At 33.8% G+C, this 14806-nt stretch carries 12 protein-coding genes; 10 read left to right on the forward strand and 2 right to left on the reverse strand.

The window, feature by feature from the left end; translation table 11 throughout:
- Positions 1-8: 8 nt before the first annotated feature.
- Positions 9-1259 (reverse strand): cation:proton antiporter, encoded by a 1251-nt coding sequence (locus BM305_RS15925; protein WP_092563034.1) that lies wholly within the window; start codon positions 1257-1259, stop codon positions 9-11.
- A 239-nt stretch (positions 1260-1498) separates the two neighbouring features.
- Here BM305_RS15925 and BM305_RS15930 point away from each other — a divergent pair, with 239 nt between their 5' ends.
- From BM305_RS15930 to malQ, 4 genes are all read left to right on the forward strand, one after another.
- A complete protein-coding gene (locus BM305_RS15930; RefSeq protein WP_092563037.1) occupies positions 1499-4552 on the forward strand; it encodes a DUF6240 domain-containing protein in 3054 nt (1017 codons plus the stop codon).
- 14 nt (positions 4553-4566) lie between these two features.
- Positions 4567-5985 carry a flagellin N-terminal helical domain-containing protein gene (locus BM305_RS15935; protein ID WP_092563040.1) on the forward strand — a complete coding sequence of 473 codons (1419 nt, stop codon included), beginning with the start codon at positions 4567-4569 and terminating at the stop codon, positions 5983-5985.
- Between the two features lie 31 nt (positions 5986-6016).
- Positions 6017-6493, forward strand: a complete 477-nt coding sequence (locus BM305_RS15940) for a flagellar export chaperone FliS (protein WP_177214768.1) — start codon at positions 6017-6019, stop codon at positions 6491-6493.
- A 79-nt stretch (positions 6494-6572) separates the two neighbouring features.
- Positions 6573-8051, forward strand: coding sequence for a 4-alpha-glucanotransferase (gene malQ / locus BM305_RS15945; RefSeq protein WP_092563046.1), 1479 nt, complete (start codon positions 6573-6575; stop codon positions 8049-8051).
- A 21-nt stretch (positions 8052-8072) separates the two neighbouring features.
- Here the strand turns inward: malQ and BM305_RS15950 are convergent, their stop codons facing one another.
- Entirely contained in the window at positions 8073-8309 is a 237-nt protein-coding gene (locus BM305_RS15950; protein ID WP_092563049.1) for a YaaL family protein, read from the reverse strand.
- Between the two features lie 165 nt (positions 8310-8474).
- Here BM305_RS15950 and BM305_RS15955 point away from each other — a divergent pair, with 165 nt between their 5' ends.
- The 6 genes from BM305_RS15955 to BM305_RS15980 all read left to right on the forward strand — a co-directional run bounded on the left by BM305_RS15955 (position 8475) and on the right by BM305_RS15980 (position 14802).
- Entirely contained in the window at positions 8475-8750 is a 276-nt protein-coding gene (locus BM305_RS15955) for a pro-sigmaK processing inhibitor BofA family protein (RefSeq protein WP_092563052.1), read from the forward strand.
- Between the two features lie 123 nt (positions 8751-8873).
- Positions 8874-9356, forward strand: coding sequence for a prepilin peptidase (locus BM305_RS15960; RefSeq protein ID WP_272481970.1), 483 nt, complete (start codon positions 8874-8876; stop codon positions 9354-9356).
- A gap of 86 nt (positions 9357-9442) precedes the next feature.
- Positions 9443-10432 (forward strand): P-loop NTPase family protein, encoded by a 990-nt coding sequence (locus BM305_RS15965; RefSeq protein ID WP_092563058.1) that lies wholly within the window; start codon positions 9443-9445, stop codon positions 10430-10432.
- Between the two features lie 24 nt (positions 10433-10456).
- Positions 10457-11395 (forward strand): CpaF family protein, encoded by a 939-nt coding sequence (locus tag BM305_RS15970; protein WP_092563061.1) that lies wholly within the window; start codon positions 10457-10459, stop codon positions 11393-11395.
- A gap of 301 nt (positions 11396-11696) precedes the next feature.
- Complete coding sequence (locus BM305_RS15975; RefSeq protein ID WP_092563064.1) at positions 11697-12164, forward strand: hypothetical protein; 468 nt, start codon at positions 11697-11699, stop codon at positions 12162-12164.
- Between the two features lie 136 nt (positions 12165-12300).
- Positions 12301-14802: an RHS repeat-associated core domain-containing protein gene (locus BM305_RS15980; RefSeq protein ID WP_177214770.1), complete on the forward strand. Its 2502-nt coding sequence runs from the start codon at positions 12301-12303 to the stop codon at positions 14800-14802.
- Positions 14803-14806: the final 4 nt, after the last annotated feature.

Consider the following 14806-nt stretch of genomic DNA (forward strand, 5'->3'; position numbering starts at 1 on the left):
ATTAATTGTTAATTTCTTAATTTTTCAATTTCTTCATAGTTATGTGAAAAACTCTTATCAGCAGTAAGGTGATCATTAGGATCGTGCTTAAACACAATTTTCAGCAGGATTGGTGTAATAACAGTTGTAATTACAACAACAACAACGATTGGTCCTAAGAAATTAGAACCAAGAAGTCCAACACTTGCACCTTTGCTTGCTATAATCAGTGCAACCTCTCCACGCGAAATCATACCTACGCCAATACGCATACATTGATAATTTTTGTAACCACATGCTTTAGCACCAAGTCCACAACCCAATATTTTAGTAAGGATAGCTACAATTACAAGTACAACAGTAAAAAGCAAGATACTGGCAGTCATTTTAGGTAATACAACACTTAAGCCAATGCTGGCAAAAAACATAGGGGATAAGTATAAATAAGATAACACATCAAATTTTGATGCTAAGTACTGGGATCTCTGTGTGCTGGAAATAATTAAACCTGCAATAAAAGCACCAGTAATATCAGCAACTCCAAAGTAATGTTCTGCTATATATGACATGAGCAGACAGAATACAAATGCAATAATTGCATGTCTGTGCATGGCTCTTTCTGCTGACTCACTCCAATGTTTATAAAATTTATAAAAAATAAATCCCGCAACGGCTGCGAAAATAAAGAAAGCAACTATTTTCAATAATACAACGGCAACATTAACTGAAGAATCTGCCATACTAGTTACAATAGTTAAAGCAATAATTCCCAGAATATCATCGATAATGGCAGCACCAAGAATGGCATTACCTGATCTTGTCTTTAATTTTCCAAGCTCCTTTAAGGTTTCTACTGTAATACTAACTGAGGTGGCAGTAAGGATAATTCCCATAAAAATATTTTGTAAAAATATAGTGTTAGTAGCATCTGAGGCAATCCTGTCAGGACGATTAAAAAAGACTCCTACAAAATAGCCAAAAACTAATGGAACAAGAACACCAAGTAGAGCAATTACAAAAGAAGCTTTTCCACTTTTCTTTAATTCTTTTATATCCGTTTCCATACCTGCACAAAACATTAAGACAATAACACCTATTTCAGCAGTAGATTTAATAAAATCTGTTTCACCGATTATATTTAAGCACACTGGACCAAAGATTAATCCCGCCAATAATGCGCCTACTACTTGTGGCATATGGAATTTTTTTGTGACCAAGCCTAAAAGCTTTGTACTTAATAAAACGATAGCTAAGTCAAATATAAAATGATAACTTTCCATGACACTTAGTTCATTCCTTTCTATACATTTGTATTTTTGCCGACTCATTAATTTAGCATTTTAATTATTATTTCACAAGAGTAAATAAAATATCTTAGCAATATCTTAGCACACAAGAAATAAAAGGAAATTAATTTTATGAAAAAGAATTTTTAAGATATATTTTATAAGGAGTAAAGTTTTCAGACAAATTAGTCGAAATAATACATAACTGAATTCGATAAGAGAGTGTGAGTAAAATGAATATAAATACTGTTAATGCATATCAGAAGTCTGAAACAGGCCAGGTTCGAATGGCCGATATTGCGATAGAGGCAGAAGACAGGAAAGTGTTAAAATCAGAAGACAGCATAGTTTCCTGTGTATCAAATGGGGTTATTAGTACAAAGGTAGACAGCAGCAGAACTATAATTCGGAAGCCGGGTGAGGAAACAGAGCAGGAGCAGGGGGAAGAATTTTACGAGCTGTTTAAAAGCATCGATACTCGTATGACAGAAGAAGATGCTGCTGAACTGGAAGAGGAAGGAATGTCACTGGAGAAGTATGAAATGAAGCGGCTTGAGAGAGCGCTCACTCGTATTAAGGAAGGACGGCAAAACAGAGAAGAAGGTATAGAGCGTGAAATGGAAGGCAGAAAAGAATACCGGGAAGATATTAAGAAAATGGTTATTCATGAGGCCGCAGACAGTATTTCGGAAAAGCAGCTGATAGATGTACTTGAAAATGCTAATGTTCCGCTTTCAGAAGAAAATATTTCAAGGATTGTGCAGGGAGTTGAGATGTCCCAGAGCACATTAAGTTTAAATGACAGCACAATAAAGTATTTAGTACAGAATGAATTGGAGTTAACAATTGGGAATGTTTATCAGGCAGAACACTCAGGAGCGTCTCAGCAATATACTATAAATAATGCTGAGAAAGCATATGGGAAAAATCAAGGAACTAAACAACAAAACAATGCAGACTGGGAAGCCATTGTTCCACAGGTTGAAGCTCTTTTGAAAAAAACAGGAATGGAAGCTTCTGAAGATAATATGACACAGTGTAAGTGGCTGTTTCTGAATAATCTGCCAGTTACAGAGGAGTCTTTATATAGTCTGAATGAATTAAGTGCAGTACAGCAAAATTTTGATACAGGCAGGGTTCTGCAACGGGTAGTTAATAATTTTGAACTGGGCATTCCTCCAGAGGATACAGAACTAACTTTTTTAGCTGAGGATTCTAATCAGAAAGTTCAGGATTTTTTACAGGATATTTCTGAAAAGCTAAGTCAAAGCGAAATGGGAATTGAGGAAGTTTCCACCAGAAGACAGATGGAGGAAATCAGGTTGATGATGACTGCAACCGTGGGACAGAAGCTAATCGATAAGGGGATACCAGTTGATATGAACCACCTTGAAAACATAGTAGAGGGGTTAAAAGAAATTGAGAATCAGTACTATAAGGGGTTATTGGAAGAAGGAAGTGTTGAAGCTACAGAAGACGTCATTGGTTTGTTAGAGGAAACAACTCAGAAGGTTCAATTATTACAGCAGGCGCCAGCTTATATTTTGGGAAGTACATTTGCATTTAGAGCGGTTCAGAGCATACAAAGCTTGAATGAAGAATCTCAGAAAATGCAGTCAGATACTTTAAAGGCAGTGACGTCCTACGAAACACTTATGACGACACCAAGGAAAGATTTGGGGGATTCTATTAAAAAAGCATTTGAGAATATTGATTCTATATTAAAGGATATGAATTTAGAAGACAGTGAGGCAAATAAGCGGGCAGTCCGTATATTAGGATACAATAATATTGAAATTAATGAAGAAACTATTATGGAGATGAAAGCATACGACAGTAAAGTGAATTTTATGCTTTCAAATTTAAAACCAGCAGTGGCAGTGGAGATGATTCGTCAGGAAATGAATCCATTAGATACACCTCTGGATCAGCTCAATGAAAAAATATCTGAAATTCAGGAGCAAATGGGGGAAACAGTAGAAGAAAAGTATAGTGAATTTTTATGGAAGCTGGATCAGAAAAAGGAACTTACCCAGGAAGAGCGGAAGGCTTACATTGGGATTTATCGCTTGCTGAATCAAGTTGAAAAGTCAGATGGTGCAGCAATTGGTTCTGTTTTAAAAGCAGGACAGGACGTAACCTTGCAAAATCTTCTGACAGCGGTGAGGACAAAGAAGTCTGGTGGAATTGATCAGAGTGTTGATGAAAATTTTGGAGAAATAGTTGATGTAAACAGGGAAAGAGAAAGTATTTCGGAACAGCTGTCATACTATACAAATTTACTCTCTAGTACCATTGATGCAACAACACCAGATGCACTGGAACAGATTTTCAACTTGGCTTCAGAGGAAGACGATAGTCAAAGTCAAATGTTATCATACTCACTGGAAAAGTTTGGTGAGTTGATACAAGAAGCGGAGGCTGGTCTTGAGGAAGGGGATTTGCAAAGTTCTGCTTATTTGAAGGAAAAAATAGCATTTTATAAAGAGCATATTTCGGATAGTGAGTCGTTAATTAAATATTTGGAAATGAATAATCAGCCGGTTACCTATGAAAATCTGGCAGCAGCAAATGAATTATTGTATAATGGCAGGAAGTTTTGGAGAGAAGTAAAGGACAGAGAGGTTGCTGGAGATAAAGAAAGAATAAGTGAAGAGGCGCAGAACTTGTTTGATGCCCTTGGCACAGACCAATTTCCTAAGAGCTGTCAGGAATTTGAACGTACCACATCCCAGGTGTTAAAAGAAGAAGTGGAAACACAAGAACTGACTATGGATGTTATGCAGACGTTTCGGATGATGGGAAGTAGTTTAAAGCTGGCAGGAAAGCTGGCGGCTAATGAAGAATATCATATTCCTTTGTTTTTGGAAAATACAGTTTCTGCTATTCATTTAACAATAAAGCATCAGGCAGGAAAGCAGGGAAAAGTAGAAATCAATGTTGATTCTGATAAACTGGGAAAGGTTAAAGCAGAGTTAGACGTGAAGGATTCTTTTTTGACAGGTTTTGTGATGGTGGACAGTTCTTCTGCATTGGGACAGTTGAAGGAGCAGAAACAGGAAATGATTAATAAAATGTCTGAGCTTGGACTGACCATAAGGCAATTTGAGGTTGGAATGGATAAATCCTTTAAGAATGGATATACGGGTGTTATGACAGGCTATAACAGGCTGAAAGGAAATCAGCCAGAGGAAGGAAGTTTAAATGAAAAAGTTTCTACTCAAAGCTTATATCAAGCGGCAAAGGTTTTTGTTGAAGCGATAAAGCAGGTTGAATTGGAAGGATAGAGAGGTAAATAAGGATGATAATAAATCATAATATTTCTGCATTAAGAGCAAATAGTCAGTTAAAGGTAAATAATAATAAACTGACAAAGAGTCTGGAAAGACTTTCTTCAGGATATAAGATTAACCGTGCGGCAGATGATGCAGCAGGCATGGCAATTTCAAGAAAAATGAAGACACAGATTGCAGGTTTGGAGCAATCCTCTAGAAATGCTTCGGATGGTATTTCTGTAATTCAGACAGCAGAGGGAGCGTTAAATGAAGTACATTCTATGCTTCAGAGAATGCGTGAACTTTCTGTGCAGGCGGCAAATGGAACCTTAACAGAAGAAGACAGAGAAGCTGTTCAAAGTGAGATTAATCAATTAAGCAGTGAAATAGACAGAATATCAACAGATACGGAATTTAATACAAAAACATTGTTAGATGGCAGTCTGGATAGAAAAAGTTATTCCGATAATGCAAATATTCAAGTAGCAGGAATTAGTGATAGTGTAGCTTCAGGGGAATATAGCATAACAGTAACAGCTGTTCCAGAAAAGGCAGTGCTGACAGGTGTTGCAGGAACGGCATTTAGTGGAACAGGCGGAACGGTTGCTGCCGGGGAAGCTGGAAAGATTAACATTAATGGAGAAGAAGTTATAATTAGTGCTGGTGAAACTAGAGAACAGGTAATAGAAAAGATTAGAAATCTATGTGATCAGGTAAATGTAGATGTATCTGATACATCAGGCGGCAGTTTGTCAGCAAATACGGCAGTTTTGAGATTTGAAACGCAGGCATATGGAAGTGATGAGGAGTTAAGTATTATTTGTGACAATACAGTACTGGCAAATGCTCTGGGAATAACAGGAATTAACAATACATCTGATTTTGGTGCGGATGGTGGAATTGGTTTAGGAACTTCTTTTAGTTCTACAGCTACGATTTCATATGACAATAAGTATGCTGTTGTAACGGATTACACAGGTTTTGAAATGAAATTTGATCTTTCTAAGGCAGTTACAGGAAATACTGCTAATATTACGGTACTGGATGCTGGTCCAATGGTACTTCAAATTGGTGCTAATGAAAATCAAATTGTAAAAATTTCTATTCCGGAAGTATCAACAGAAACATTAGGAATTGAAAATTTAAATGTTTGTTCGGAAGAAGGTGCCCAGGACGCCATTACGTTAGTAGACAATGCGGTGAACAAAGTATCTGAAGTGCGTTCCAAACTGGGAGCGTACCAAAACAGGCTGGAGAGTGCCATTTCTAATCTGGATGTTTCAGCTCAGAATCTGACAGAAGCATTATCTAGAATTGAGGATGTAGATATGGCGGAAGAAATGGCTATTTATACCCAGCAAAATGTTTTAGTGCAGGCAGGTACTTCTATGCTTGCTCAGGCAAATGAAAGACCACAAACAATTCTTTCTTTACTTCAGGGCTAATTATAGTTGTTTGTAAAGAAAGGGGGATATGATGAAAAATGAAAGCATTCAGTCATACAGTAAGCGCATAACGCAAGCTAATCCTACGGAACTGGTAGTCATTACGTATGAAATCATTTTAGAACATTTGGATTGTGCATGGGAAGCAGCTGAACAAAATGAAATGGATAAATTTCAAGCTAGCATTAATGGTGCAATTAATTTTTTAAAAGAATTAATAGTAGGATTAGATTTTCAATATGAAATTGCAGCACAGCTTATGTCTATTTATTTGTATGTGAACAAAGAATTACTAAACGCAAGACGTGCCAATAAGCCAGATGGTATTCCAGGCATTAAAAAAGTTTTGATTCCTCTTTTTACTGCGTTTCAAGAAGTAAGCAGGCAAGATCAGTCTGAGCCAGTTATGCAAAATACGCATAAAGTTTATGCAGGGTTAACGTATAACAGAGGAGATTTAAGTGAAACATATATAAATGCTGATCAATCGAGAGGTTTTCGTGCATAGAGTTTTCTCTATGCATGGTCTTTTTAAGAAATGTGTGGTAAAATAATTCTATGATAAGATGTGTGAGGAGAATATACAAATGGAAAGAGGAGCAGGGATTTTACTTCCCGTTAGTAGTATACCGTCAAAGTATGGAATAGGCTCTCTTGGTAGAGAAGCATATAAATGTGTTGATATGTTGGCAGAGGCAGGTCAGAAATACTGGCAGGTTTTGCCTGTTGGACCAACCAGCTATGGGGATAGTCCATATCAATCTTTTTCTGCATTTGCAGGAAATCCCTACTTTATTGATTTGGAATTGATAATGGAAGAAGGACTTTTATCACAGGAAGAACTTCAGGAAGCTGAGGTTTCAGAGGAAGAAGCAGAAATTGATTACGAAAGATTATTTTTAACAAGATTTGACGTGCTAAGAAAAGCATATTTAAGAAGTAATATTTTGGGGGAAGGTAATTTCGCATTATTTCAGCAAAAACAAAAATTCTGGTTAAGAGATTATGCTTTGTTTATGGCTCTAAAGGAGCATTTTGGACAAGTAGAATGGAGCCTTTGGCAGGAAGACATTAAGTTTCATGAAGAAGAGGCTGTTTGCAGATATTCACAGTTATTAGAAGAGAGCATTGGATTTTATGAATTTTTACAGTATAAATTTTATCAGCAGTGGGAAAAGTTAAGAAAATATGCAAATGACAAAGGGATTAAAGTAATTGGTGATATTCCACTTTATGTGGCGATGGACAGTGCTGATGTTTGGGTACATAACCGATTATTTGAACTGGACGAGAGAAGAAATCCTATTCATGTTGCTGGAGTTCCACCAGATATTTTTTCAGAAACTGGTCAAAGGTGGGGGAATCCATTATACAGATGGGATGTCATGGAGAAAGAGGAATTCATGTGGTGGCATAATCGAATGTCAGCAAGTGCAGCACTTTATGATGTAATTCGAATTGATCATTTTATTGGAATTGTACGATACTACAGTATACCATTTCGTTGTCCAACTGCCATTGAAGGGGACTGGAAAGCTGGACCAGGAAAAAAGTTGGTGGATACTATAGTGAGGTCTGTTGGGAATTCTGAAATTATTGCAGAAGATTTGGGAATTGTTGTTCCAGCTGTGCGAGAGCTTATGGAAAATGCCAAGTGGCCTGGAATGAAAGTCTTATTATTTGCATTTGATGGAAATGAGTGGAATGAACATTTGCCGAAGAATTTTGCTACTAGTAATATGATTGTTTATGGTGGAACCCATGACAATGATACAATAATGGGCTTTTTAAATTCTAAAACTGCTCAGGAGCTGCATAGAATTTTACAGTATTTACATGTGGCGACCAAAGAGGAAGCAGTGCAAGCAATGTTTGAGATGGCATATAAAAGTATTGCAAATGTAGCTATATTTCAAATACAAGATGTTTTGAAACTGGGTAATAATGCAAGAATGAATGAGCCTTCCACACTTGGGAAAAACTGGAAATGGAGAATGAGAAAGGGCCAGTTTACAAAGAAAAACTGTGGAGAGTTAAAGAAACTGACTTTAGAAACAAAACGATAAAAACTAGAAAAAGCTATCCATTTAAGCAGGATAGCTTTTTTGTAATTGTGCTTCAAGTTTTTTTGCTTGTTGTATTAAATATTGATATCTTTGTTGTATGGCATTTACTTCATAAATAAAGCTGTCAATTAGTTCAGGTTCAAGAACATTATCAAAATTGGAGTATGCAGTTTCTAATGCTATTTGGGTTTTATGAATCTGGTCAGTTAGCAGTTCTTGTTCACGATGGTGTGAAATCTGTTGTTTAAATAATTTCATAATCTACAACGTTCCTCTCATAAATGTCTAAAAAATTAATACCACCAGTACCTATATGTATAGTATAGTCAGTTAATTCCAATATTATTCCAATATTATGGCGTAGATGAATAAAATAGAAATTAAAGCATATATTTAAAAAAAGTCAAGTGCAGGAGTGATTTGATGAAGTATTATTCTTTTATTCTAGTATTGATAGTAGCATTTGTTTTTTTACTTTTTAGTTTATTAATTCGAAAGCATGAGTACTTTATTAATTTTATGTTGAGGCTTTCTATGGGGGCTCTTGCTATTTATATTGTGGGAGAGCTATTGGCCCGTAATTCAATTGATGGAAGTATTGGAATAAATCCAATTACATTGCTCACAGTAGGGTTTCTTGGGGCTCCTGGTTTTGTAATGATGTATGCTGTCGAATTTTATCTAACATATTGTGCTTGATAAGTATTGACAGGTGAGGACATTTATTGTATAAATATAGTATCCTATAGGAAGAAAGAAAAGTGCTTTTCAAATCAGAAAGGTGGCTTGGTTATTTCATATTTATTATATTTAATATGTTCAGTGCTTGTGATTTGTGCAATGGTGCAGGATATCAAGCAATCTAAAGTTTCTAATTATTTTATTTTTTCAGGTTATATCTGTAGTCTTATATTCCAAATAATAATTGGACAAGTTAATGGAGTAAAAGTATGGGGGCTTGGTGTAATAATTCCTATTGTTTGTTTGTGCCTGCTGTTCTATACGAAAATGCTGGGTGCTGGTGACATAAAGTTATTTTCTGTAATAGGCGGTTTTTACGGGGCCGATAAGATAATAGAGGTTATGATAGCCGCATTTCTAGTTGGAGCTTTGTTAGCACTTGCTAAGTTGTTGTATTACGGTATTCTAGTAAAACGTCTTTGTTATTTTTACCATTATATGAAATGTATTTTAATAAAAAAAGAAAGATTGTTCTATGAAGATTATAATAAAAAAAATACTGCTCATACCATTCATTTTACCATACCTATTTTTCTAGCATTTCAATATACTATTTTGAAATAATATACTACTATTTAAAGCAAGGAGGTGACGGATAGATAGGAACAATTGTAATATATGATATAGATATTGAGTATGCAGTTGAACTTATGAATTATTTAAATCAAAGTAAAAAAACTATTTTCGACTGCGGAGTTGTTACAAATGAGAAAAACTTATTGAACTTATGTAAGGAGAAGAGTGTAAATCTTTTGCTGGTTTCTATAAATTTGTTTTCTGAGGAGTTTAGTAGTTGGAATATTGAACAGATTATTTTGTTAAAGGAAGAGGCATTTAATAATAACGAATATTCCAAGTATTTAACGTTGTTTAAATATCAATCAATGGAGGCATTGTTAGATACGATTTTAAAAGTTTTTAAGAAAAATGATATTATTAAAGTCAGCGAGAGTTCTGTACTGGGTGAAGATATTAAGTGGAATAATAAAACCAATTTTATTGGAGTATATTCGCTTTCTGGAGGTATTGAGAAAACAATACTCTCTGTTATGTTAAGTTATTACTTTGGAAAAAACAAAAGCTGTCTTTACATCAACTTAGATTGCATAGGATGCAGGATGTTTGAAAAAAAGGAAGAAAACAAAGCAGACTTTGCCAAGCTTTTGTGGAAGATTAAAAAAAAGGAAGAGATTATTCAGCACTTAGAAAAACTAATCTGTAAAGAAGATTTCTTTTCTTACTTAATGTCTTCTGTATATCAGAATGCTTTAACAGAGCTTACGACAGAGGATTTTCAAATACTATGTCAAAAACTATTAGAATGGAATGAGTATAAAATAATTGTTTTTGATTTTGGTTTTTTAAATGAGGCAGTAATTGAAATAATGACTTTTTGTAAAATGATATTTGATGTAAAGGAGGGTAGTTTTTTAGAAAGTAGAAAAAGAAGTGGTTTTTATGAATTGCTGAAGTTTCAAGAAAGGGAAAGTATTAAAAATAGAATACAGGAAGTGAGTGCAGTCAGGGATTTGCAAATGAGCTGGAAAGAAATCGAAGAGTTGATTTGGTCAGAGAAAGGATTTCAGGGAGCAGAGTTTTTTGTAGATAAAGTTGGGGCTCTTCTGGCTCATAGGGTGTAATCTGCATTGTAGTTTGTGGTGGAGATGATAATAGTGTCACGTAAAAATATATTAATGGAAGTAAAAAATAAAGTTCTAAAGCAATTAGACTTATCCATAAATATGGCGGATGAACAGGTTTTAGATCTAATTAGTTCAGTAATATATGATTTATCCAAAGAAATCTATATAGGGTTGCAGTCGGGAAATAAAATTAAGAATTATGTTTTCTATTCTTTGCGGCGTTTAGATGTATTGCAGGAGTTAGTCGAGGATCAGGAAATTACTGAAATTATGGTAAATGGATCAAAACATATTTTTATTGAAAAAAATGGTAGAATTACTAAAACTGAACTTACATTTGAATCTTCTCAAAAGTTGGAGGATGTAATACAAAAAATTGTTTCTTCAGCAAACAGGATAGTAAATGAGTCGTCACCTATTGTTGATACCAGACTTATAGATGGTTCCAGAGTTAATGTCATTTTAAAGCCTGTTGCAGTAAATGGTCCCGTCATGACAATCAGAAAGTTTCCTTTGGAGTCAATTACAATGGAACAGTTAGTTGAAATAGGAAGTTTAAGTCAAGAGGTCTGTGAATTTCTTAAAAATTTAGTAGTGTCAAAATATAATATTTTTATTAGTGGAGGCACAGGTTCTGGTAAAACAACTTTTCTTAATGCATTATCTAATTTTATTCCATCTGATGAAAGAATTATAACAATTGAGGATTCCTGTGAATTGCAGATTAATCATAATCCTAATCTGGTAACACTAGAAGCGAGAAACGCTAATGTTGATGGACGAAATGAGGTATCCATCCGAGATTTAATAAAAGCAGCCTTAAGAGCAAGACCGGATAGAATTATTGTTGGAGAAGTAAGAGATGCTGCCGCAATTGATATGCTTTCTGCGTTTAATACAGGACACGACGGGTCACTTTCGACAGGGCATGCTAACGCTGTCAAGGATATGTTGACGTAGCTAAAAAGTCCATAGTTACAAGGGTTTAGTAGGTTTTATTTTTTTTGAAAAAGTGTGTTTGTAGCACATTGGAGAGACTAAATGAAGTTTTGGGAAAGATTTACGGGGTAAGGTTGTGCTAAAAAGTATGAACTGAATGGCAAAAGTAGATAAGTCAACAAGTATTAATGTAAAAAAGAAAACGCTATATGAAATTTGACAAATTACATCAAAAGATGTAATATATATAAATAATTAGATGAATATAGTATTAACATTGAAAAAAGAAATTAGTAAAAACAACTGAAATTGGAGGATGTATATGGAAATAAAGTATGTTAAGACAAAATCTAAAAGCGATGATAATTTTAAAGATAATATGGGATATGTTAGTTTTGGTGATTTTAGTTGTATTACAGCAGAACGAAAAAATACTAATGACCCAAGAAATTATATTTTTGTACTAACAGATTCTAATGAAATGAAATATCTTATAGGAGAAATGAATGAATTTTCTGGAAATGAAGAGTGGGGACTTTATACAGCTAATATATACATGAATTACATTAGAGAATATGTAAATGGTAGGTGTTTTGAGTTACCAGACTTACATGATATTTTTGTAATTATTGCTTCTACTAGTTCATGTTTCGAGCCAAATAAAATTACTTCCAAAAAAGCGATGGGAAGATTACAGAGGTGGTTAGAAGCAAGTGATTCTGAAAGTCTAGGACTTATTGAATTAATAAATTCACCAAGGTTTGATTACAATATGGTAAACGTGGAATAAATTTTTTTATAATCAAAATGTTTTATTAGAAAGAGGAATATATATTTTGGTATTATTGTAAAAATTATTAATGCAGGAAGAAATTGAAGATATTACAAAAAAAGTCAAAGTGACTGATATAAAGGAGAGAACAAAATTGAAAAGTAAAAAAATAATAAGCCTGTTGCTTACAATTACATCAATGTTAATTAGTTTATGTGGAACTAATTTAACAACTAAGGCAGAGCAAAAAGAGAGCTATATAGAAAACATTTGTGTTACAGATGATATTCTTGTAAATGCAGATAAAATTACACTTAACGGAACTAATTATTCTGACCAAACGTTGTTGAGCGAGGTATGTAATCACAGTAATACAGGTAATAGGGATAGTTTTATCTTACATAATTATTTTATTAATGGTAATGTTGATGAAGAAAAAAGTATAATGATTGAAAATCAGGAAAGAATTTTAAATGCAAAATTTTCGGATACAGATATGGAGATAAACCATGTTAAATTTTTGAATGCTAATCTTGGCGCCTTAAAAAATATTCAGATAACGGGAGAAGATATTGCATCAGATAATATTATTCTGTACAGTGAATCAGGTGATATTACAATTAATAATCATACTAATATTAATTTTAGGGGACTTATTTATGCACCAAACGGAACGGTTACGATACATGCAAATAACTTAAATATAGATGGGACTGTTGTTGCAAAAAGTATTAATTTGGACGCAGAGGTCATAAATATAAATAATCAAAGTACTTTATCAGACTATATTATGGAACAGCCAGAATTACAGAATACAAAAATTGGTGATTATTCATTTGAATATGATTCCTTTGGAACAACTCAGCAGATAAATCACGAAGGAGATGTTTATGCTCAGTATTCTTATACGAATAATCTAGCACATCAGTTAAACGAAATACGGTATATCAATGGAGATTCCGTGCAATATTACTATAATGAGAATGGACAGCTGACCGGAATCGGTTCAAATAATGATTCTAATCTAGATATGGAATACAGATATGATGAAGAAAATCAGCTGGTTGAGAAAATAGATTATAAAAATAATCTGAAAACTTTCTATTTTGATAAGAAACTTTGTGTTTATAAGATGAAAAACGGGCAGGATATTTTTTGGTATGAACAAAGTAAAGATGGTTACGATAATCTGGTAGAAGCCATTCAGCCTGATGTTACAGTAAATGGAACAGATTTGCTGTATAAATATGATCTAAATCATAATAAAGTGCAGGAAGAGTACAAGTTAAAAAATAGCGGAGATATATTTGAAGTACAAGAAGGTGGAAAAAGTATATTTTATACATATGATGCAGAGCGTCAGTTGACTAGGGTTGATAATGTAAATTTAGGAATTAGTTATTTGTATTCATATGATGCAATTGGTAATCTTGTAAAAAAAGAAACTTATGAATATACAAAAGGAAATTTAACCAAGTTACTGAACTGCAATAATATCTATTTTGACGATAACAAACCTGACAGAATGATTCAATTTAACAGCAATACTTTTCTATATGATAGTATGGGAAATCCGACCAAGTACTTTGACTGGTCTATGCAATGGACAAAAGGACGTCAACTGGTAGAGCTAAAGGATTCACAAAATAGTATACAATATCATTATGATGATGTTAATAGAGTATCAAAGACTGTAAATGGTGTTGAAACAGATTTCCGTTACACAAACAGCAAAGTATCTTATCAGAGTGACGGAACGGATACGCTAGAGTTTCAAATAGATACTAAATATAATTATACAGGTTTTTTGTTAAATAAAAAAGTCTATATATACGTGAAGAATTTATTAGGAGATATTGTTGCAATTGAAAATGAAGAAGGAACTGTTGTCTGTACATACCAATATGATGCTTGGGGGAATGTAATTCAAATAACTGGAGACATGAGAATAGGGCAGCTCAATCCAATCCGTTACCGCAGTTATTATTTCGATAGTGAAACAGGTTTTTACTATTTAGGAAGCCGATATTATAACCCAGAAACTTGTCGATTTTTAAATGCAGATGAATATTGCTTATGTATTGATAATAATAAAAATATGTATCAGTATTGTGAAAATAATCCGATGTATTATATAGATGATTCGGGCTATTATGCCATGCAAAATTCCAATATTATTCAATACGTTGAGGATACAGTATATAGCTATATTAACAGTGGTGGCAATAATATTCCGACGGATGATAAATATCTAATTGCAACAGTAGCAGGTGAAGCTATTGGGCAGAATACAACAGCAAGAAGAGCAGTAGCAAGCGTAATAGTAAACCGAACTGTAACTAGATATTCTAGTAATGGAAATTATTATTCAACTGTTTCTTGGCCGTATCAATATACATCTTATTTAACCAATGAATATAATAAATGTATGAATTATTTAAATAGCCGTAACGGATCAAGTACATTGTATGAACCTTTAATTGAAACCTGTTTAAAAGTCGGCTATCGTATTGTAAGTGATATTACAAGTGGTTGTGTTCTGTTTTATTCACCACAACTAGTAAGTGGACAACCAAATTGGGATTTTACTATTTTACAAGAAGTATTCATTAGTGGAGTGTCAACAAGTACTTTTAGATTTTATAAATTGAAATAATAGT

It is taken from the genome of Anaeromicropila populeti (assembly GCF_900112775.1).
GTDB lineage: Bacteria > Bacillota > Clostridia > Lachnospirales > Lachnospiraceae > Anaeromicropila_A > Anaeromicropila_A populeti.